Raw genomic sequence first — 22,257 nt, forward strand, 5'->3', positions numbered from 1 at the left:
ATTATTCTTTTGATTCAACAAACTTTTCTATTAACAAATTTACTTGATTTGGTTTTTCAAACTGAACGAAATGACCACTTTCTGGGATATACTCCACTTCAACATTTTTTATTTGTTCTTTGGCAATATTTCCGACCTTTTCAGTGCTTAACGTCGGATTAAAATAACGGTTGGGAATCAATTTATCTTCATTACCAAAAATAACTAAGGTTTTTTGTTTTATATCCTTTAATTGATCAAAGACAGGTTCGTCTAACATACCTGCAATGCTCTTTATGATGGCTTCACAATGAGCATTAAAATTAGATGCATTTTTAATATGCTTGCGATCATCAATCATTTTTTGTGCATCTTCGGGCAACTTGTAAAAGTTTAAAGCATAGTTAGTTACAATTTGTTCGTCAGTAGTGTTTTTAACGGAAGCTGCCGTGTAAGCCGTTTTCATAAAGTTAGCTTGTTCTTTTTTAAAAGTTTCTAATCCTGCTGGGGCAATAAGTATTAGTTTTTGAATGTCTTTGGGATAGGTGGTTGCTAACTTAATAGATGCTTGTCCGCCCATTGAGTGTCCAATAAGCACAACATTTTTTAACTCTAATTTTTTAATTAGTTGATGCGTAATTGAAGCAAAAAAGGAGGGTGTGTATTCAACGTTAAGCATTGAAGACTTTCCGTAACCTGGTAAATCTAAGGCCAAACAGATATAATTGTTTTTTAGCGTTTCAATATTTTTTGACCACGCATCAGCATTGCTACTCAAACCGTGTAAAAATAACAATGTGGTTGTACCTTTACCTTCCATTATATAGCTTATTTCTAAACTATCAATACTTATTGATTTTGCGGGATATGTATATTCAGAAACGATATTTTTCATAAGTTTTGGAGTGTTTTGTGCAAATAATATCGTGTTAATGCAGAACAAAAATATAAGAGCTATTTTTTTTATCATTTTTTTGATTTTAACGAATTAAAGTAAATCATTAATCTTTTTCTAGAAACTTTTCCTAAACCTGTAATGGGAATTTTATCCATTAAAAATATATATTTAGGATGTTTAAAACCAACTAAGTTTTTGTCCAAAAAAGTACGAATGTCTTCAATTGCAATGCTTTTGTCACTTGTAGTAACAAAGGCAATGCCACAACGGCCCCACTTTTCATCTTTTGTACTTAATACAATCGCTTTATCAATACCATTAAACTGTTCAATTACTGTTTGAATTTCTTGAGGATAGATATTTTCGCCACCAGAGATATACATATCATCTTTACGACCTTTTAAAAATAAGTATCCTTCTTGGTCTTTAAATGCCATGTCACCTGTATGCAACCAGCCATTTTTAATTTTATTTTTGGTTTTTACCGAGTTGTTCCAATACCCAGGACTCACAACTTCTCCCTTAATACATAGTTCGCCAATTTCATTGGTTTTTACAGCTTTTCCTATGTGATTAACGATTTTTATATTGAGATAAAAATTTGATTTCCCAATAGAATTCGGTTTTAATTTTGCCATTTCATGGTGCAATGAAGTGATGCTTGGACCAGCTTCAGTCAATCCATAACCTGGTCTTATGTATACCTTTTTTTCTTCATACCAATAGTTAATTATCTCTTGCGAAACTTCTTCACCGCCAGAAATAATGTATCGTAAATTACTTAGATCAACTTCTTTAAACACTTTGGTTTGTTGCATCATTAAAAGCATTGTTGGTAATGCCATAAATAAAGAGGTTTCATTTAAGGCCAATAAACATAATGCTTTTTCAGCATCAAATTTATTAAGCATACCAATATGTGCTCCTTTATGTAATAACGGTGTAATAAAAATATTCCACCCCGAAGTGTGGTAAGGTGGTAGAATATTTAATGTTGAATCTTTAAATGTAATTCCCAATTGCATTGACGTGTTCAGACTATTCCAGAACATCATTTTATTGGTGTAAATTACACCTTGTGGACTACCAGTAGTACCCGAGGTGTAAAATATAAAAAGAGGGTTATCTTCCTTTATAATATATTTTTTATTTGAAACAGGGGTTGGGTTTTTATAGTGATACTTTACTAATTCAGGTGTTAAAGTCTTAATATTATGAACTTCTTCGGGATCTATTTTTTCTTTATAATCTGGATGATAGATTAATAATTTCGGAATACAATCGACAATTAATTTTGTTATTTCTTTTTGTGAAAGACGATAGTTAAGAGGTACTAAGATTACTCCCATTCGTTGACAAGCAGCAAATAGAACAATATATTCTAAAGAGTGTTGGGCTAAAACGGCGATGCGATCTCCTTCTTCTAGTCCTAATGTGATAAACTTATCTGTCAACCTGTTTGCATAGTTATCTAATGAGGCATAGCTATAATTCTCGTTACTATCATAAGAAGTTAACGCTGTTTTATCTGGCGTATAATCTGCCCATTTTGCTATCCAATCAAAAGTATCCAAATTATTATGACGTTTTTAGTTTTGAATTGTTTGTGAATTTGTACAATACCAATCCGACAAGTAAGGATGATACAATTGCAATAGCGGCTGAAACTCCTGGGTTATTTACAGGCTCTTGCATATATGGTGTTATTCTGCCGTAATAAATTCCAAAATGGATCACTAAAGCGGTAATACTTGCAATAAAAACTACTTTTATAGAAACATCTTTTAAAAAGATACCAAATAATACCGGTACAAATGCTGCTGCAAAATAGGCATAAACTCCATTTTGAGCAAAAATTGCAACACTTACATTGGGATATTTAATTTGGTGCCAGCTTAATAAAAAACTTACTATTGCTAATATAACGATCACTATTTTGTTTATAACAAAAGTGTTTTTACGTACTTTATCTTTAAAAATGGGTTGTAATATATCAGACGTTATAGTTATTGATAAAGATTGTATAAGGCTTTCTAATGTTGATAATCCTGCAGAAATTAATCCGACTACAATTATCAATCCCGTTACAACTGAAAACTTTGTAACTACATAAGCAGGAATAATTTCATCCATTTTTAGTTTTTCGCCATTTACGGTGAAATCAGGAAAACTGATACGAGCATATAAACCAACGACTACAACCAAAAAGAAAACAATCATAAATGAGATACCACTAAACAAGTAGGTGTTTACTTTTTTAGGATCTTTTAATAATAACGATTTTGTAATGATATGGGGTTGGCAAACCACAGCGACGCCTATTACTATTTGAGCCGCAATAATTTCAAAATAATCACGGAATAGAAAGCTGGTTTCGTTGGTAGGCTTTGTTAAATTAGGGTCTATGTCGTTTAGTTTATCTAAAAAACCAGAAATGCCGCCGTCCATAAATTCGTAACCAGATCCAATTAAAATTAATGCAACAATAAACATGATAATCGCTTGTATGGTATTGGTATATACCATGGAATTGGCACCGCCAAACATCATATAACCAAATACAAATACCGTAATACCCATGAGGACATAAAAGGGTTCTAGGTTTAAAGATTTTGCGATAACCTGCGTTAGTCCTACATTAATTAAAACAATAAACGTGATTAATAAAAGTGCAATTACTCCAAAGAAAAAAGCATAACTATTGTTTTTATAACGTTGCCCCATCCATTGTGCCATGGTGGTAGCTTTAACGGTGCTACCATATTTTGCAAAGCCTTTTGTAAGAACAATTAGCGAAATAAAAGCAGCTATGGGTAAGATAATGCCAAAAGAAAGTACACCTGAAAGTCCGTAGAGAGCTATAAATCCAGGGTTAATAATAAAAGTTGCCGCACTAGTCATAGAAGCGGCTAATGACAAACCAACTACCCAAGATGGAAATCCAATAGTACCCACGGCATAGTCGGCAATAGTTGTAGTTTTTCTAGCTCCTCTAATGACAAAATATAGAATTACACAGGCATAAATGGCTAATAAAAGCCACATATAAGTTACCCAATTATCTGATGCAAACATTAAAATTTATTTTGAAACAAATAAAATGCTTATTGTTTAATAAAATGGAGTTTTATTGATATATTTTAGTGTGACTATAAAGTGTATTTGTTTTATATTTTTATAAGAAGTTAATTTACAGATATATAAATAAGTGAGACTTAAATTAATTATAAAATGGGAACTAACTTAGAAGACGCAGTTCGTTAAATATCAAGTGCCGTAATTACAAGGAATTTGTATCTTAAATAGAAAAACTGCTTTGAATTACATTTCAAAGCAGTTTTACAAATAACCCCTATTATTAAAATAATTGACCCTCAATTAATTTTGTTTTAGCTCAATTTTTTATTGAAGTTTATAGTTTAGCGTAATAGTATTCTTCAGTAAACTTTATTGGTATAGAAACTCGAGTTTGATCCCACGCAAGCACCATGTTGGCATTTTTATTTATTCTTTTAAATCCGATAGAAAAAACGGATAAGCGTTCTGCTTTTTTTACAGTCACTTTAATTTGGGCAACATTTGTGGAAGGGTTATATTGAAAAGCACCCCAAGTATCTACTTCACTATTTAGTATTATTTCCCATTCTTTTTCACCAGGTATTGTTAATAGTACATAAGTTCCGGCCTTAACTAAAGTTTCTCCGAAAAAAATATCTTTATAAAACTTAACTTCTGTAGCTTCATTGGCTCCAGTTCTCCAAATGTTACCGTAAGAAATTTGATCTGTAAGTTGTTCTTTATCACCTTTTAAAGATGGTCTTCCGTAAATTACTTTAACCATTGGCATAGATACGCTCGAGGCTCTTAAATAAGCAATATCTTGTGGAACTTCATCTAATTTTTGAAAGTCTTGAGCAACGATTGTTGTAGTAAATAGTATTATGATCATTGTGATACTCTTGGTTGTTAACATAGCAATTTTATTCATAGTATAAATTTTATTGAGGTCACCGTCTTTTAGGTTTAAGTATTTATTTGCGACCTGTGAACTAAAAACAACTAGAGCTTAAATAGTCCTGAAAAAAGATGATTTATTTTAATTTTCTATATAAATACTGTGTTGGATGGGTGTGAATTTTTTTATATAAAAAAGCACCCTTTTGAAAAAGGATGCTTTATTAACTCTGATATGTAAAAAAAATAAAATGCGTCTGCGTTAAATTGTTTTGCAGACTCCCCTAGAGTAAAAACAATCGTGTCCTTAAATATCCTGAAAAAAAGTTATTTATAAAAAAAATATCCCCTTTTAAGGGGATATTTTGACATTTTATGTGGTTTTAATGACTAATTACAAGCACTTTCAAATCGCAGACGATCATCATCATCTTTAAAGTCAATTCTATTTTGTCCGGTAACTAAATCAATCTCCGTTAAGGTCCAAATATTAGAAACTTCTACTAAGCCTATAATAGAGATATCAAATTCTATATTTTGTCCCGTACCCACAGCTGTCCAAGTTCCAGAAAATATTGGTAGTGGTATGCCTAGTAAAGTAACTGTAACCGTACCATTGGTTGCAAAGTTAAATTGGTATAGTGGATATAGTAAGTCTAAATTTAACGAATTTAGGGTTAATCGGTTTATCTTCCAATCATCACAACCCGTTAACAAGTCTTTAAATTCTTGTAATTCACATGCTATACAATCATCATCATTATAGTCATAATCGTCATCTTCATCGCATACATCTATTGATGAGGTGATTTCGGATTCTAGTTCTTGCATTGAATTTGTAGTAATTTCGGTATCATCACTTCTAATTACAACAACTGGAAATTCAATATTCGATATATCATCAGATTTAAAATCTTCTATAAAATCAAATAATTCTCGATCATTTTGTAGTTCATCTTTGTCAAATTGTTCGGTAACGGTATTGAAAGTTGAAACTGTAATTGGAAAAACAAAATCTACACATTCAATATCTTGGTCTATTTCATTTTCACCTTGACAAGTACTTGCAAGAGCATCAAATTGACTCTGATTGTTAAGGGTTACTTCTTTAAAATCTTCTTGAGTTACCGTTATTGGAAATTGAATTTGCATTGTATCAGCGTCATCATCATGATCATCAAATATATTTTCAACGGTTTCAAAATCATCTGCTGAATTTACGATAACCTGAATACCATTGGCAAATACTGTAATAGGAAATTGTATAGATAAACAATTTGCTTTGTCTATAATGTTATCGAACGAACCATCTTTCAAGGTAGTGCGTTTCATTAAACCCGCTAGATTTGAATCAGCGGTAAAAGAAGATTCATTTGGACCAGGAATCAAAACAGATTCTTCATTTCTACAGGAAATGAAAATTAATAATACTAAGAGTAATAATTTGGTAGTTTTTATCGTTTGCTTCATTGTGCAATATAAATTGTTAATACTATTGTATACATAGTAAAACAATTAAACGTAAAAAACTCCTGAAAATTTTTACTTATAATTAATAAATAGAAAATTTATGACCCAAAACAAGTCTGTATGTGATGAAAGTGTTTTTGCTTCTATTTATAATTCATATGCTAAAGACCTTCATAATTACCTTTATTATAAATATGGCGATCGCTACGACCCAAATGATACGGTACAAGAAGCTTTTGTTAAATTATGGAACAATTGTAAAGAAGTGACGTTCGAAAAAGCGAAAGGTTTCGTTTTTATGGTATCGAAAAACATGATGTTAAACGAAATAAAACATCAAAAGGTAGTTTTAAAACATCAACAAGTAAAGCCAAAGGATTATACAAATGAAAATCCGGAGTTTATCTTAGAAAAAGAACAATTTTATAAAAAATATCAACGTGCATTATCGAAGTTAACAGAAGACCAACGGGTTGCTTTTTTACTTTGCAAAACGGAAGGTAAAAAGCATCAAGAAATAGCCGATATGCTTAATATTACCAAGAAGGTTGCTGAATATAGAATTTATACGGCCTTTAATATTATTAAAGCTGAAATAAAAGAATTAAATTAATTGATATTTTTTCAGGACTTTTATAAACTTTATTGTTTTTAAGTAAATAAATGAATTTAATGAACCAAGAAGAATTATTAAAAAAATGGTTATCTAATGATCTGACCGACGCCGAACTGAAAGAGTTTGAGCAGTCAGAAGATTATGTGCTACATACTGAAATTGTTGAAGGAGCTCAGCAATTTAAGGCTTCTAACTTTTCGAAACCGAGATCGTACGATGAGTTTAAGACCATACGTAATGGGCAAAAGAAATCTAAAGTAGTACGACTTAATACTCGTAAAATTTTATGGAGAGTTGCTGCAATTCTTATTATCAGTTTGGGAATGTTCTTTACATTTTTTAGCGACCGATCTACAACAGTTAAAACACTTGCTAGTCAAAAACAGACCTTTAAGTTACCAGATGCTTCTACCGTAATATTAAATAATCTTTCTACAATTAGCTATAATAAAAAGAGTTGGGACGAGAAAAGAGAACTAAGGCTAAAAGGTGAAGCTTTTTTCAAAGTGGCTAAAGGTTCTAAGTTTGATGTAATTACAAGTGCCGGTGTTGTTTCTGTGCACGGTACACAATTTACTGTGAACCAGCGTGATGGGTTTTTTGAGGTTAAATGTTTTGAAGGGGTTGTACAGGTAGAAAGTGATGCCTTTAATCAAGTGTTAACGATTGGTAAATCATTGAGAATTCGTAACGGCGAACTGTCTTTAGATGAAGTTTCGCAAAGTGAACCTTCTTGGATTACGAATAAAAGCACGTTTAAAAGCATTCCTTTAATTGAGGTGCTGAATGAATTAGAACGACAATTTGCGGTCAAAATTACCGTTAAGAATATTGATACTGATCAATTATTTACGGGTGGCTTTACCCATTTAAACCTTGAACAGGCACTTCAATCTGTCACGAGTTCTTTTAACTTGAAGTATACGAAAGAAGGACCGACTAAAATTTTGTTATACACGAGTGAATAAATTAAAATGCTTTGTACTTGTAATTTACCTTTTTAACGGCTCCTTATTGTTTGCACAAGACAATAATGGTAAAAAACCGCTCGTTGAAATATTAGTAGATTTACAAGTGCGTTTTGATTACGAATTTACTTATGCAGATCAGATTGTAAAAAATATTTTTATTTTAACTCCTGACCCCAAATTAAATCTAAAAGAGGCCGTTGAATATCTTCACGAAACAACTGGACTTGAATTTAGGTTTCTTGATGGCAATTATATAGTCATTAATAAAATTAATACGGCTTTCAATATTTGTGGATTTTTAATTGATCAGGTTGATCAAACGCCAATAGCTTCTGCTTCTATAATTGGTGATGCAGACGCTACAATCTCAGATGCAAAGGGGTTCTTTAGTTTAACCGTAGCAGACAAAAATGAAATCATTGACATACGTCATTTAAGTTACGCACCCGTAATTTTCACATCGGCTGATTTTAATACGAAAGCTTGCGACACCATAAAGCTTAGTCTTCAAAATGAATCTTTAGATGAAATAGTGCTGGCAAATTATATTGCCAAGGGTATTAATAAACTTGCCGACGGAAGCATGCAAATTAATTTTAAAAATTTCGATCTTGTTCCGGGCTTAATAGAAACGGATGTGTTACAGACGGTACAAGCTTTACCAGGTGTTCAAAGTGCTGATGAAACGGTTTCTAATATTAATATTCGCGGAGGAACAAATGCGGAAAATCTACTCTTGTGGGATGGTATAAAGATGTATCAATCTGGACACTTTTTCGGATTAATTTCGGTGTTTAATCCTTTAATTACATCTAAGGTGTCCTTGATAAAAAATGGAACAGGCGTTGATTATACGGATGGGGTTTCAGGAACCATTCTAATGAATACGGACGATAAGATAACTGATAAATTTACTGGTAGTTTGGGGTCTAATTTCACAAATGCTAATGTTTTTATTGACGTACCAGTTGGTACAAAGTCTTCGGTTCAAATTGCAGCGAGAAAAGCAATAAATGACTTTGTAGAAACACCAACATACACGGCCTATTATGATCGTGTTTTACAAGATAGTGAAGTAGATAAAAATTCGTCTCAAGTTGTACACTCCGGTATTTCTTTTGATTTTTATGATACTTCCATAAGGTGGCTGTACCGTCCCAGTTCAAGAGATGTAATTCGATTTAACTTTATTAAAGTTAATAATGAATTAATCTTTAACGAAAAAGATGAGCAAAACCAACAAGCAAGTTCACGAGAGAGTCGATTAATTCAAAATACAACTGCCGAAGGGGTGTATTACCAAAGAGATTGGTCAAATAAATTTAAAACTAGTATTCAAATTTATGAGACTGATTACCGACTCAATGCGATTAATGTAGATGTTTTAGAAAATCAGCGTTTAGAACAAGAAAACAAGGTTTCAGAGTCTTCATTAAAATTAAAAACAACATATATTTCAAGTCCACAATGGTCTTTTATTAATGGATATCAATTTATAGAATCAGGCATCTCCAATCTTACCGATGTTGACGATCCTAGATTTTTAACTTTAGAAACAGAGGTAATTCGTGAGCATGCGGTTTTTTCTGCTGTAAATTTTAGTTCTGAATCCAGGAACACTCAAATAAAAGGAGGGTTGAGATATACCTATGTAGAAAAATTTAAACAACATTTAATAGAACCTAGAATTGCAATTAATCAGCGGTTTGCAGACTATTTTAACTTGGAAATTGCAGGAGAATTGAAACATCAAAATACCTCTCAAATTATTAATTTTCAAAATGACTTTTTAGGGGTTGAAAAAAGAAGATGGCGTCTGTCAAACCAAGAAGAAGTTCCAATTATTCAAAGCAAACAAGCTTCTCTAGGTCTCAGTTTTTCAAATAGAGGCTGGTTGATTAGTGCAACTGGATATCATAAAAATGTAGATCAAATTACATCACAGAGTCAAGGATTTTTAGGACCTCATATCTATGATCAATCGATAGGCTCTTATACCGTCAATGGTCTAGACGTTCTGATAAATAAACGAATAAAAAGGATCAGTAGTTGGTTGAGCTATTCGTATGGCAAAAACACGTATACTTTTGACGAATTTATTCCTTCAAAATTTCCAAATAACGTTGATGTAACGCATGCAGTAACGCTAGGATCTACTTTTTCTGCAGCCAACTTTAAATTTTCTGCTGGTCTTAACTACTATACTGGTAAACCCACTACACGCCCAATCGGAAACCAACAGGTTGAAGAAAACACTATTCAATATGAAACTACCAATAGTAGTCGCCTTGAAGACTATTTGCGATTAGATGCATCTGCAGTTTATGAATTTAAAATTGTTTCAGGAATCCGAGCTAAAGCTGGGGTATCGGTTTTAAATGTGTTGAATCAAGAAAATAGAATCTCCAATTTTTATCGTGTTCAAGAAGGGCAAATTGAACAAGGAACTAAAAACGCATTAGCCTTTACGCCCAATGCTGTGTTCAGCATATTGTTTTAGAAAGTAATACCTTTGATTGAAATGTAAAGATTACTTCCATTGCAAGCCAGGTGTCTTAAAATAACAAAACCTGCTCAAGTAAACTATGAATGTCGGGATTCATTGCACGTTGTGCAATGGGCCCTACTATCCAGTACTGCAATTACAACTACCTGTCTTTGCAAGCCAGGTGTCTTAAAACAACAAAACCTGCTCAAGAAATCTTGGCAGGTTTTTTATGTTTTAATCCACAACATAGTTGTGAATGATCGTGGAGACGGAGGGACTCGAACCCTCGTCCAAACAAGCAACTAAAGTGCTTTCTACATGCATAGTCATCGTTTAATTTTCGTCCAAAAGCTGACCGACAACCGCCCACTTTTAGCTTATCTTCTTTAGTTTCAAAACACTAGCGAAGTATAGCATTTCTATGTCAATTTTTACGATGTCTCAAACTTGAACGCCATTAACAAAGGCTGTCAGGAGACATAAAGCTTCTCTACCTAGTAGAGACGAGGCTAAATCCTACTGTAATTCGGATTATGCAGCTAAAGCGTAGTTATTCTCGCCGTTTAAAGTGTTGAAATTGAGTTTTACGAGTACTATTTCATTGCTCGACATGCTTACAGTTCAATTGGTCTTGCTGTCAAAACCAGTCGCCCCCAATTTATTATTTAATTTACAAAGATAGTTATAATTTTGAAATCAAAACTTGTTAAATACCTTATTTCATAATACCTTGCAACAAAATCTGTACCAAAACCTAACATATGAAGTTTGCTATAATAAAAGAAGTAAAAAGTCCGCCAGATCGTCGTGTGGTTTTATCGCCTGAGGCTTGTTGTCAGTTATTAGAAACTTATCCTAATACAGAAGTGGTTGTTCAACCTTCTGATATTAGAGTTTTTAAAGATGAAGAATATAGAGCGTTAGGTATTTCGGTTTCTGAAGATGTTTCAGATTGCGATGTGATGTTGGGTGTAAAAGAAGCTACCATTGATAGTTTAATTGCCAACAAATCTTATTTTTTCTTTTCACATACTATAAAAAAACAACCCTATAACAGAGCGTTGTTAAAGGCCATTCTCGATAAAAACATTACTTTTTATGATCACGAAACGGTTACTGATAGCCGTGGGAATCGATTAATAGGTTTTGGATATTACGCAGGAATTGTTGGGGCCTATAATGCTATTAGAGCATATGGTCTTAAATTTGGTGGTATAAATTTGCCAAATGCAGACAGTTTAAAAGATGGAAAAGAATTAGAGGAGGAATTAAAGAAAATTAAAGTACCTGCAATTAAAATTGTGGTAACTGGTACAGGAAAGGTAGGTACAGGAGTAAAAGAAATTTTAGAGATATTAAAAATTAAAGAAGTTTCAGTTAATGACTATTTAGAAAACGAATTTAATGAACCTGTTTATGTGCAATTAGATGCTTTAGATTATAATGCTCGTAAAGACGGACAGGAATTAGATAAATATGATTTTTTCGAAAACCCGAGCGAGTACGAATCAACATTTATGCGTTTTGCAGCGGTAAGTGAATTGTATATTGCGGCCCATTTTTATGGTGAAGGTGCTCCGTATATAATTACACATGACAACACAAAATCAGATACTTTTAATATAAAAGTAATTGCAGATATTAGTTGTGATATTGATGGTCCGGTTGCACCAACTATCCGACCTTCTACAATTGCTGATCCAGTTTATGGGTACAATCCTGAAACGAGTCAAGAGATTGATTATAAAGATGCTAAGGCTATCGTTGTAATGGCAGTAGATAATTTGCCTTGCGAATTACCTGATAATGCGAGTCGCGGATTTGGAAACATGTTTTTGAAAGATGTAATTCCGGCATTTTTTAATGATGATAAAGATGGTGTTTTACAGCGAGCAAAAATGACCGAGAACGGTAAGCTCACTGAAAATTTTAAATACCTTCAATATTACGTTGACGGTAAAGAATAAAATACAAATTAATTGTCCCCTCGAGGGGACTTTAGGGGTGTCTAGGCACTAACTATAATGCAAGACAAACAATTTCTTATCGATTTAGCCAACACTAAAATGCCATATGGTAAATTTAAAGGGAGAGACCTTATCGATTTGCCAGAGCATTATATCGTTTGGTATCATGCCAAAGGTTTCCCGAAAGGAAAATTAGGGATGATGCTCGGCTTAGTTTATGAATTAAAACTAAATGGCTTAGAGCATTTAGTAAAAGAGATAAAAAGGAGGGACAGTTAAGGGATGCTAAAAAAGTCAAGATTTAGATTATTTTTACGATAATCAAATCAATTTTAATATACTTTCTCCTAGAAATATATAGCACGCTACAAGAATTGACTCCCCAATAAAAATGGCTGAAATGTATTTTATAAAGTTCATGCGTGTAGAGCCGGCAATATAGCAAATTAAGTCTGTTGGGACTAAAGGGAAAAAAGACCAACCGAGAACTACCCAAAACCCATGTTTGTCTAATTTTTCTATTATTTTGGTTTTTCTTGAATTATGTTTTTGACCAAAAAGGTTTCCAAATTCTAAGAATTTAGAAGCAAAATAAAGGTAAATGGAAGTAGTCATTATTCCAAACATGGAGATCCAAAACACAGTCCAAGGTGATTCTGGAAAAAGAAGAACGCCAGCAAAAATAAATGGAGTAGACGGTAATAAAAATAAACCGCGGATTAGACAAATTCCAATATAAGTTGAAAATATTTTCGTAGAATTTTCTTTTACAAAGGCAGAAATCGAGTCATGAGTAAATTTCTCCGGATATAAAAAGAATAAGGCCAACCCTATAAGTACAAGTGCTACCCAAAAAATTCTAAGATAAATTTTTGTCTTCTTCAATTACTTTGAATTATTTTTATTCGTGTTCAACATAAAAAACCACATCCATGCAAACATTGCTGTTATATAGGCAATGCCGAGAATAACAAATGCAGCTATAAAATCAGTTATTATAGTGAACATTAAACAGAATGAAAAAGATAAAATTGCATATAAAGGGAAAAATTTCTTACCTATTTTAGGTAATTGATCTTTTTTTCCAAGATAGTAAAAGGGAACAATGGTAAAACTTACGCCTAGCATACTAAGAATAAAACTTACGATTAGGCAAATAGGTAGAAAAGGGAGAGCGTCTAAAATTCGCCCTTCATTTAAACCAAGTATAACGAAGTAGAGTAAGGATGCTGCTAAGAGTGCTGACTTAAAGGCTGTCTTTATTATTCGTGCACTAATATTCATGGCTTAAGTATTAAATTATCAAAAACGAGTTCCTGCCAATTATTGTTTTCTAAATTTTCACAATACTGATTGTATTTATGAGTTATTTTATTTTGAGCTGATATTGGTGGTTCATTTGTAAGAACATCTACATATTCTTTAAGTGTAAACGTGTTATTATCGGACAAGTCTATTAAATAATCAAAGTCTATGTGCTCTGCGTGTTGTGTGTTATATTTTGTGATTAATTTATCCCAATTTATGGTAGAGGAGACAAGTAAAGCAACAAACCCAATACTGATATTTCTACGACAAAGAAACCAGAAATTATAGGTAGCATATACTTTTATAAAAGTGGTTATTAAGCCAATTATTGATAACAATAAATATATAAAAACACCTATTCTTTTGTAGGTTAAACCATGATAATTAACATAGAGATTGTTTTTATACGCTGTGAATAAAATAAGGAAAATGTTAAGGGAAATCCACAGTGTGGTTAGTGTTTTTAAGTTTTTGTTTTTCTTATAAAAGTTGAGGTTTCCTCTAAAAAAGTAAAGTATGATAGCGATGGCAAAAACTATTGATGTTATTAAGGCATAGACACCTTCATGAACGGCTTTTGAGAGGTCTGACGCATTTAGGTCAGTCAGATGGGTTAAATAAATAGTATCGGTAACTAAGAAGAATATAATAAGCATATTTAAGAGGACAAGTAAAATGATTCCCAACTGGTTTTCTTGACCTAAGTTTTCATTAGATTGTGGTTTTATGTCATCTTTGTTGAGATTATTATCTGTTTTTAAGTCGAAAGCTGTAGCCGATTCAATTGTAATTGGACTTGTAATGTTTAACAGTAAAAAATAGCCTAATGTGGTAAATAAGATCCACTGAAAGTTGATAAAGCTAAAGTCTATTTTATTTAAAAGTTCATCAAAATAGGGATTAGCACTTCGGTATAGGATTACAAATATGAGCAACACTATTGTTGGTATTCCAATCATTTTTAGCCAGTAAACATAATCGATGCTTTTCTTTTTTACGGCTTCTGTCTCTTCTAAGAAACGATTGTAATACATGGAGAAACCCGAAGCGATTGAAGAGAAAAAGCCATTAAGGAGTTGAATGTAAACGGAGGAGTTTACTTCACTTACTGTTCCTAAAAGATAAAAAAAGGCAACAATGCTCGATATTACACTTAACGTAGCGTTGTAAATAAAGACAAAGGTTGCGGTGGCTAGAAAAACGAGTGCAGTGGTTAGCACCTTTGTTGTTTTAAACTGCTTGTTATTAAATATAAAGAGTAGTGCTATTGTAAGCATTGAGAATAATAGGAAATTTAAACCAATATTCTGCTTAAAGAATAATAAGCTAAAGATTAGAGAACTAGCGATTAATGGAATGTTTTTGTTCATGTTTCATTTATTTTAAAAGCACTTTGAAATACAAAGTGATTAGATAAAAAATTTTAAGGTTTATTATTGATGATTCGTTCTAAGGCGGTTAAATGCTTTTTGAATTCTAATGTACCTAAATGTGTAGCATTATATTTTGTATTGGTTTTCTTACCAATAAATGATTTTCTTATTTTAATATAATCTGCTTTTTCTAACGCTTTAATATGACTCGCTAAATTACCATCGGTAACATCAAGCAATTCTTTTAACGTATTAAAGTCGAGGGTGTCATTAACCATTAAAGCAGACATAATTCCTAGTCTGATTCTATGATCAAAGAGTTTGTTTATATTTTTAATTATGTCTTTCACTTTTAATTCCGCTCCATTTTAAAATACATTAATGCACCATAAATAATATGTAGAATGCCAAATCCAAGGATCCAAAATAACAATCCATTACCAAAAAACACCAAGGCTAACAATCCTAATAATATTTCTAACACTCCTAAAAACCGGACTTGACTTAATGTGTATTTGCTAGCATTTATTAAAGCTAATCCATAAAATATCAGAGCAGCTGGTGCAGCAATACCATAAATACCTTTTTGAATTAAAAGAAAGATAAATACCCCTCCTGTAATCATTGGTATTGCAAAACTACTAATTAGTTGGCGAGAAGCTGGTGTCCAAATGTTTTCATTATTCTTTTTTGCCTTTTGCTTTGTTAAAAAATAGGCTGAAATGACAGATAAAAAAGCGACAATTAAGGCAACCCCTATTAATGAATTTTTTAAAGAGCTAAGTGTTGTATAGTTCGTTTTTAGAATTTCAGTAGAATAGTCAAAATTATAATTAGCATCTCCTAATAACAAGTAGGCAATGTATGCCCCAAGTAAAGCATAGGTTCCTGCCAATATTCCTGAGAGTCCACTTAATGAAATAAACCGTGTTGAACGGTTCATGATATCTTTAATCTCTGAAATGTCTTTTAAATAATCTTTCTCACTCATAATAAAAGTACTTTGAAATGCAAAGTTAATAGAATATTTGAAATGTGCAAGAATTTATTTACTTTGTGATTATTAAATGGCATGAATTAATTTTTTGAATTATGAACCCAGCAGAAAATTACATTTTAAATCAACCTGAACCTTATCGATCTATAGTATTGCACTTACAGATAATTATTGAAAAAATTATTTCGGAAGTTGATTTAAAATACAAATACAGAATTCCCTTTTATTATATAGACAAAAGACCATTTTGTTATTTGAATGTAAGTAAAAGCGAGCAATTTGTAGATTTAGGCTTTTGGAATGGAGCTCATTTAACGGCTCATTTAGAACTTTTAACAACAGCCAAGCGTAAAGTAATTAAATCATTACGATATTCCTCATTGGAAGAAATTGATGAAACTATTTTAATAAATGTACTTAAAGATGCTTATTCAGTTAAGGATAAAATGTTTAACCATTAGCATTTAAAGCATAGCAATAATTGCTGAATAATTTAGCTAAAAAAAATCACATTTTAGAGATTAATTCTCTAAAAAGTTTTCAACCTCTCATTGTTATTAAAATTCAAAACCTATTCAGGAACATGTAAATTTCTAGGTTAATTTTGACAGCTCTAAATATCAATAAAAATCGATTATGTCTGTAGAAATTACCAAAATCAAAGCTGAAATTTATGATTATCAAGAAGTTTTAGAAAGCTCATTAGCCTATTTTAAAGGTGACGAACTAGCTGCTACTACTTGGATTAACAAGTATTGTCTCAAAGACAAAACTGGAAACTATAAGGAGAAATCTCCTGATGAGATGCATTTACGTATGGCGGAGGAGTTTGGTAGAATTGAAAAAAATTACATTCCAACAGACAAAGTTTCAGATAATTTATCTACATATGGAAAAGCGAGAAAACCATTAACCACAGAAAAAATATATGATCTTTTTAAAGATTTTAAATATGTAATTCCACAAGGAAGTGTGATGTTCGGTTTGGGTAATAAAGAAGTAATTGCTTCACTTTCTAATTGTATTGTGGTACCATCAGTAGTAGATTCATATGGAGGTGTTTGTTATACCGATCAGCAATTAGCACAATTATTTAAAAGACGTTGTGGAGTAGGAGTAGATTTATCTGAGTTACGTCCAAAAGATGCTTTGGTATCAAATGCGGCAGGAACTACTACTGGAGCCGTATCATTTATGGATAGGTTCTCAAATACAACACGCGAAGTTGCTCAGAATGGTCGTCGGGGTGCGTTAATGTTAACCATGGACGTTGCTCATCCAGATATTGAAGACTTTATTACAATTAAACAAGACCTAACTAAGATTACAGGTGCAAATATTTCTATCAGATTATCTGATGCGTTTATGAATGCTGTAGTAAACAATACAAAATTCACATTGCAATGGCCTATCGAAAGTTCAGAACCAAAATATACCAAAGAAATTGATGCTAATGAATTATGGGAAAAAATTATAACATGTGCTCATAATTCAGCTGAACCTGGTCTGATATTTTGGGATAGACAGCATCACTATTCTACCTCATCAGTGTATCCTGAATTTAAAAATAGTTCTACAAATCCATGTTCTGAAATTGCAATGCAAGGTGGCGACAGTTGTCGTTTAATTGCAGTTAATTTGTTCAGTTTTGTAGAAGATCCATATACTAAAAAAGCAAAATTCAATTATAAAAAATTCTACGAGGTTGTATATGAATCGCAACGCTTAATGGATGATTTAGTTGATTTAGAATTGGAGGCTGCAGATAAAATTTTAGCAAAAATTGAAGCAGACCCTGAACCTGATCATATCAAACGTACAGAAAGAGAAATTTGGGAATTATTATCAGAAACTGGTAAAAAAGGAAGAAGAACTGGTCTAGGTTTTACTGCTTTAGCAGATGCTATTGCCGCTTTGGGAATAAAATTTGATACAGATGAAGCTTTATCAGTGGTTGATGCCATAATGAAGAAAAAATTCGTAGCTGAATTTGACAGTAGTATTGATATGGCCATAAACAGAGGGCAATTTGAAGTATTTAATAGAAACATTGAAGATACTTCTGAATTTGTTCAAATGATGAGTAATGAGTTTCCTGATTTGTATGATAGAATGATGCAAAACGGAAGAAGAAATATTTCAATTAGTACGGTGGCTCCAACAGGTTCATTAAGTATGTTGGCACAAGTATCATCAGGTATTGAACCTGTGTACATGTTATCTTATGTACGTCGTAGAAAAGTGAATACCAATGACGAAAATTCTAAAGTAGATTTTGTAGATGAATTAGGAGATGCTTTTGAAGAATTTACTGTTTATCATAAAAAGTTTGAAACTTGGATGAACACCACAGGTAAAACTCAAGTTAAAGAAAGTCCATATGCAGGAGCAACTGCCCCTGAAATTGACTGGAACAAACGTGTTGAAATGCAGGCTTTAGTTCAAAAATACACTACACATTCAATTAGTTCAACCATTAATTTAGCATCAGACGTTACTGTTGATAAGGTTGGAGATATTTATATTGAATCTTGGAAGCAAGGCTTAAAAGGTATTACCGTATATAGAGATGGTTCAAGAAGTGGTATTTTGGTATCAACAGATGAAAAAAGCAAAGAAAAAAAGGAAGGATATCAAGAAGAAACTATAGTTGCTAAAAGACCAGATAGAATTGAAGCTGAAATTATTAGATTCCACAATGAATCAGAAAAATGGTTGGCAGTTATTGGATTAATTGATGGAAAACCTTACGAAATTTTTACAGGAAAAATGAAAGATGCCTTTAACCTACCACAATGGGTTGAAAAAGGTTGGGTAATAAAAAATAGAGATGAACAAGACGAAGCCAGATACGATTTTCAATATATAGATAGTGATGGCTATAAAACAACTATTGAAGGATTGTCTAGATCTTTCAATAAAGAATTTTGGAACTATGCCAAATTACTTTCTGGTGTGTTACGTCATGGTATGCCAATGCCATACGTGGTTGATTTAATTCAGAATCTAAATTTATATGACGATCACATCAATACATGGAAAAATGGTGTTGCACGAGCTTTAAAACGCTTTATTCCTAAAGATGCCATACTAAAGGACAAAAAATGTAGCGAATGTGGCGATCCAGAAGGGTTGGTTTTTGAAGAAGGTTGTTTGAAATGCAAAAGTTGTGGAATGTCTAAGTGTGGGTAGGTAAACAATTGTATTTTGTCATTCCGAGGTACGAGGAATCTTTTTAAATGTAATAACAAATATTAATGAGATTCCTCGTACCTCGGAATGACATCAAATTATAACTACTCTATTATTTTAGTCTAACATAGTACTCTAAAATTGGTCTTTGATTGACAAAAATATACAATTCAGAATCGCTAGTTTTTGTAAATGGGATGTTAAAGGTACATTGATCACTATTACAATCAGGTTCAATTTTTTTACTATATCTATCGCCCTTAAACGCATAGAACAAATTCATGTTTTCAGGTAAGTGCCCCATTAAAAATACAATATCTGTCTTAGTTGCTTCTTCAAGAACACCAAATTTCGGTGAAATTAATTTCAATTTATTAAGAAAAAAAGAATTTTTATAAATGGGTTTGCTATAAAATTGCTTTAGTGTCAGTTTAGATTCAGTTAGTAACCATTCCGTTTCAGAAGGATAATGGGTAAGGGCAAATTGATCAGGGTCAGTAAAAAAATAGAAATCGTCAAATTGAGCAAACCATTTATTGCCATAGGTATAACCTGCACCCCAAGTAGCATCAATCAAATACCATTTTTTATCAATTCTAACAGCGTTCCACGCATGGTTTTCTGCTTCTGGAATAGTATTAATATCACTAACATCACCTTTAGCATATCCTCCAATTAATTTACATTCAATACCTAAGTATTCTGAAACTTCTTTAAACGTTTGGGCATAACCTTCACAAATTGCTTTTTTGGTCTGAAGTGTTTTATGGACAATAGAATTGTTTATAACCTTCATTTTACGGTCAAAATCCGTTTTAGAGGTATAACTGAAACCAATTTCAGTCTGTCCTTTAGAAAAGGAAACCATGTCATATTTAATTGTAATACAAAGCCAAGTATAGAGGGCTCTAATTCTATCTTTTTTCGTCGTAAAATCTTTGAGAATTTGTTCTGCTAAGGCCGCCGAGCTTTTGTAATCTGAACTATAGCTTCTTACTCTAGCGTCAACAGCATCATATTCATTCGTCATGGTTTTTATGGAAGCAATTGGAGAATGGATATTGTTCATTTGTTCAGCAATATCAAATTGCTGAGCATAGCTTTTGTTTATAAACAAAAACAACAACAGGTATAGCGTTATTTTTCTCACAATAAACTATATAACAATATTTTAGCTAAAAAATTGTAATCTATAACCTAAAAATCCCTCCTAGAGATAGTACTCTTTGAAGGTAAAAGAATGATTGAGAAGCACTATCAGCACCGCTTTTAGTGGTTCTAATCTTGTTCATATCAATAAATCCCCCTTTTAGATCACCTCTAATATAGAAATATTTAAAGAAATTAAGATGTAATCCTGCACTTAACGCAACACCATATCCAGAAATATGAAAATCGTCATGGCGTTCTTTTGATAAAAGCGTAGCATTGGTTTTTGGGTACAAAACACCAGCACCAATTCCTTCAGTAATATTCACTTGAAATACATCCGTATTTTTAATATTGAAAAGTGAGGAAATATCATCAAATCTCGAAAATTCAGAATAGATAAAGTTTAAACCATCTGTATGTTCAAATTTTAGAAAATCTTGTGTTAATTGAATAGGAACGTTGTTATATGAGCCATTAAAAACAGCTCCAGGTTCAGTAATTGGCATATTTATGTCACCATCAATTTGTGCAGTTTGATTTTGGGTCATCACATACTTCATATGATCTAAACCAATAGCAACCGTATAATGCTCATTAATAAAATATCCAATTTTCGCATTCGTTTGAGGAATAGTCATCCGGCCAGGGTTAATATAGTCAATATGCCAACCTTTAGGCTTATCGTGCGATTTTACATCTGTCAACGTAAAGTCATAATCAGCCCCTTTAAAGGTGATGTCTGAATTGGTAAATGAAGTTCTATTGCCTCCCCAACTCACAAAAAATTTACCTGTATTACTCGCTGTATATCTTGTAGGTTTCGATTCTTGTGCCAAAAGACTCAACGTTATCAAAGATAAAATGATACTTAGAAAAAATTTAATTTTAATCATTACAGTATTTCTAATTATAGTGTATTTATGGTTTTTCTTATGGCAACTAAGTTGGTGAGTAGTTTTTCCAAATGATCTAGATGTAACATATTAGCACCGTCAGATTTGGCATTAGCAGGATCAAAATGAGTTTCTAAAAACAATCCGTCAACCCCTGTGGCAATTCCTGCTCTAGCAATGGTTTCAATCATATCAGGTCTACCACCAGTTACCCCTGAGGTCTGATTTGGTTGTTGTAAAGAATGTGTTACATCTAATATTGTGGTTCCAAATTGTTTCATTGTAGGAATTCCTCTAAAATCGACAATCATGTCTTGGTACCCAAACATGGTACCTCTATCGGTTATCATAACTTTTTCATTACCGCTATCAATCACTTTATTTACAGCATGTTTCATGCTTTCTGCACTCATAAATTGTCCTTTTTTCAAATTGACAACCTTACCCGTTTTTGCAGCAGCAACCACTAAATCAGTTTGACGAACTAAAAATGCGGGAATTTGTAGGACATCAACAAATTGAGCGGCGAGATAAGCATCACCACTTTCATGTATGTCAGTTACTGTAGGTACCCCAAAAGTTTTACTTACTTTTTGAAGTATTTTTAAGGCTTTTTCATCTCCAATTCCACTAAAACTATCTACTCTAGAACGGTTAGCCTTTTTAAAACTGCCTTTAAAAATAAGGGGAATTTCTAGTTTATCAGTTACTGAAATAATTTTTTCAGCTATTCGTAAAGCCATCTCTTCGCCTTCAATGGCACAAGGCCCAGCCAATAGAAAAAAGTTGTTACTATTTGTATGTTTAATATTGGGAATAACAGAAATATCCATGCGTTAAAATTTATTGCAAAAGTACAATATTTTACGCTTTTCTTAACATGAGAAATAGTAAATGAAAATTACTTTTGCCAATTGAGTTAATGATAAAATGTTATGAGATAAAATGCGTTATTAAAGTGTTATATTTTACCATTCGAATAAAGTTTATAAAAATAAA

General features: G+C 32.2%; 20 protein-coding genes and 1 other RNA gene. 7 read left to right on the top strand and 14 right to left on the bottom strand.

Annotation, left to right across the window (positions count from 1 at the left end; translation table 11 throughout):
• Position 1: 1 nt before the first annotated feature.
• From FF125_RS00080 to FF125_RS00100, 5 genes are all read right to left on the bottom strand, one after another.
• Positions 2-874, bottom strand: coding sequence for an alpha/beta fold hydrolase (locus tag FF125_RS00080; protein ID WP_175418836.1), 873 nt, complete (start codon positions 872-874; stop codon positions 2-4).
• A gap of 71 nt (positions 875-945) precedes the next feature.
• Positions 946-2,451, bottom strand: coding sequence for a class I adenylate-forming enzyme family protein (locus FF125_RS00085; RefSeq protein WP_138947867.1), 1,506 nt, complete (start codon positions 2,449-2,451; stop codon positions 946-948).
• A gap of 4 nt (positions 2,452-2,455) precedes the next feature.
• Positions 2,456-3,952, bottom strand: coding sequence for a sodium/pantothenate symporter (locus tag FF125_RS00090; protein WP_138947868.1), 1,497 nt, complete (start codon positions 3,950-3,952; stop codon positions 2,456-2,458).
• A 337-nt stretch (positions 3,953-4,289) separates the two neighbouring features.
• The gene (locus FF125_RS00095) at positions 4,290-4,865 is read right to left on the bottom strand and encodes a DUF2911 domain-containing protein (protein WP_138947869.1); all 576 of its coding nucleotides are present in this window, start codon (positions 4,863-4,865) and stop codon (positions 4,290-4,292) included.
• A gap of 356 nt (positions 4,866-5,221) precedes the next feature.
• Complete coding sequence (locus tag FF125_RS00100; RefSeq protein ID WP_138947870.1) at positions 5,222-6,301, bottom strand: hypothetical protein; 1,080 nt, start codon at positions 6,299-6,301, stop codon at positions 5,222-5,224.
• Between the two features lie 100 nt (positions 6,302-6,401).
• Here FF125_RS00100 and FF125_RS00105 point away from each other — a divergent pair, with 100 nt between their 5' ends.
• The 3 genes from FF125_RS00105 to FF125_RS00115 are packed head-to-tail and all read left to right on the top strand — an operon-like array spanning position 6,402 to position 10,388.
• Positions 6,402-6,914 carry an RNA polymerase sigma factor gene (locus FF125_RS00105; RefSeq protein WP_138947871.1) on the top strand — a complete coding sequence of 171 codons (513 nt, stop codon included), beginning with the start codon at positions 6,402-6,404 and terminating at the stop codon, positions 6,912-6,914.
• A 59-nt stretch (positions 6,915-6,973) separates the two neighbouring features.
• Positions 6,974-7,885: a FecR family protein gene (locus tag FF125_RS00110; RefSeq protein WP_175418837.1), complete on the top strand. Its 912-nt coding sequence runs from the start codon at positions 6,974-6,976 to the stop codon at positions 7,883-7,885.
• Positions 7,886-7,931: 46 nt separating this feature from the next.
• Entirely contained in the window at positions 7,932-10,388 is a 2,457-nt protein-coding gene (locus FF125_RS00115) for a TonB-dependent receptor (protein WP_138947873.1), read from the top strand.
• Between the two features lie 248 nt (positions 10,389-10,636).
• On the opposite strand, the gene ssrA is transcribed toward FF125_RS00115, so the two are convergent.
• Positions 10,637-11,031: a transfer-messenger RNA gene (ssrA, locus tag FF125_RS00120) on the bottom strand.
• A 106-nt stretch (positions 11,032-11,137) separates the two neighbouring features.
• Between ssrA and FF125_RS00125 the strand changes: the two genes are divergently transcribed.
• Both FF125_RS00125 and FF125_RS00130 read left to right on the top strand, forming a co-directional pair.
• Positions 11,138-12,343, top strand: coding sequence for an NAD(P)-dependent oxidoreductase (locus FF125_RS00125; protein ID WP_138947874.1), 1,206 nt, complete (start codon positions 11,138-11,140; stop codon positions 12,341-12,343).
• A gap of 57 nt (positions 12,344-12,400) precedes the next feature.
• Positions 12,401-12,622: a DUF3820 family protein gene (locus FF125_RS00130; protein WP_233098718.1), complete on the top strand. Its 222-nt coding sequence runs from the start codon at positions 12,401-12,403 to the stop codon at positions 12,620-12,622.
• A 42-nt stretch (positions 12,623-12,664) separates the two neighbouring features.
• Here the strand turns inward: FF125_RS00130 and FF125_RS00135 are convergent, their stop codons facing one another.
• Genes FF125_RS00135 through FF125_RS00155 form a run of 5 tightly spaced genes read right to left on the bottom strand, consistent with a single transcriptional unit; the run spans position 12,665 to position 16,015 of the window.
• Positions 12,665-13,228: a TVP38/TMEM64 family protein gene (locus FF125_RS00135; protein WP_138947876.1), complete on the bottom strand. Its 564-nt coding sequence runs from the start codon at positions 13,226-13,228 to the stop codon at positions 12,665-12,667.
• The gene (locus FF125_RS00140) at positions 13,229-13,627 is read right to left on the bottom strand and encodes a hypothetical protein (RefSeq protein WP_138947877.1); all 399 of its coding nucleotides are present in this window, start codon (positions 13,625-13,627) and stop codon (positions 13,229-13,231) included.
• A complete protein-coding gene (locus FF125_RS00145; RefSeq protein WP_138947878.1) occupies positions 13,624-15,021 on the bottom strand; it encodes a DUF4153 domain-containing protein in 1,398 nt (465 codons plus the stop codon). The genes FF125_RS00140 and FF125_RS00145 overlap by 4 nt, the downstream gene beginning before the upstream one ends.
• A gap of 53 nt (positions 15,022-15,074) precedes the next feature.
• Positions 15,075-15,374: a winged helix-turn-helix domain-containing protein gene (locus FF125_RS00150; protein ID WP_138947879.1), complete on the bottom strand. Its 300-nt coding sequence runs from the start codon at positions 15,372-15,374 to the stop codon at positions 15,075-15,077.
• Between the two features lie 2 nt (positions 15,375-15,376).
• Positions 15,377-16,015: a hypothetical protein gene (locus FF125_RS00155; protein ID WP_138947880.1), complete on the bottom strand. Its 639-nt coding sequence runs from the start codon at positions 16,013-16,015 to the stop codon at positions 15,377-15,379.
• 101 nt (positions 16,016-16,116) lie between these two features.
• Between FF125_RS00155 and FF125_RS00160 the strand changes: the two genes are divergently transcribed.
• Both FF125_RS00160 and FF125_RS00165 read left to right on the top strand, forming a co-directional pair.
• A complete protein-coding gene (locus FF125_RS00160; RefSeq protein WP_138947881.1) occupies positions 16,117-16,482 on the top strand; it encodes a DUF1801 domain-containing protein in 366 nt (121 codons plus the stop codon).
• Between the two features lie 175 nt (positions 16,483-16,657).
• A complete protein-coding gene (locus FF125_RS00165) occupies positions 16,658-19,213 on the top strand; it encodes an adenosylcobalamin-dependent ribonucleoside-diphosphate reductase (protein ID WP_138947882.1) in 2,556 nt (851 codons plus the stop codon).
• Positions 19,214-19,325: 112 nt separating this feature from the next.
• Here FF125_RS00165 and FF125_RS00170 read toward each other — a convergent pair whose 3' ends face one another.
• The 3 genes from FF125_RS00170 to kdsA are packed head-to-tail and all read right to left on the bottom strand — an operon-like array spanning position 19,326 to position 22,091.
• Positions 19,326-20,363 carry a transglutaminase domain-containing protein gene (locus FF125_RS00170; protein WP_138947883.1) on the bottom strand — a complete coding sequence of 346 codons (1,038 nt, stop codon included), beginning with the start codon at positions 20,361-20,363 and terminating at the stop codon, positions 19,326-19,328.
• A gap of 40 nt (positions 20,364-20,403) precedes the next feature.
• Complete coding sequence (locus tag FF125_RS00175; protein ID WP_138947884.1) at positions 20,404-21,258, bottom strand: hypothetical protein; 855 nt, start codon at positions 21,256-21,258, stop codon at positions 20,404-20,406.
• Between the two features lie 14 nt (positions 21,259-21,272).
• On the bottom strand, positions 21,273-22,091 hold the full coding sequence (gene kdsA / locus FF125_RS00180) for a 3-deoxy-8-phosphooctulonate synthase (protein WP_138947885.1): 819 nt from the start codon (positions 22,089-22,091) through the stop codon (positions 21,273-21,275).
• Positions 22,092-22,257: the final 166 nt, after the last annotated feature.

It is taken from the genome of Aureibaculum algae (assembly GCF_006065315.1).
In the GTDB taxonomy this organism is placed as follows: domain Bacteria; phylum Bacteroidota; class Bacteroidia; order Flavobacteriales; family Flavobacteriaceae; genus Aureibaculum; species Aureibaculum algae.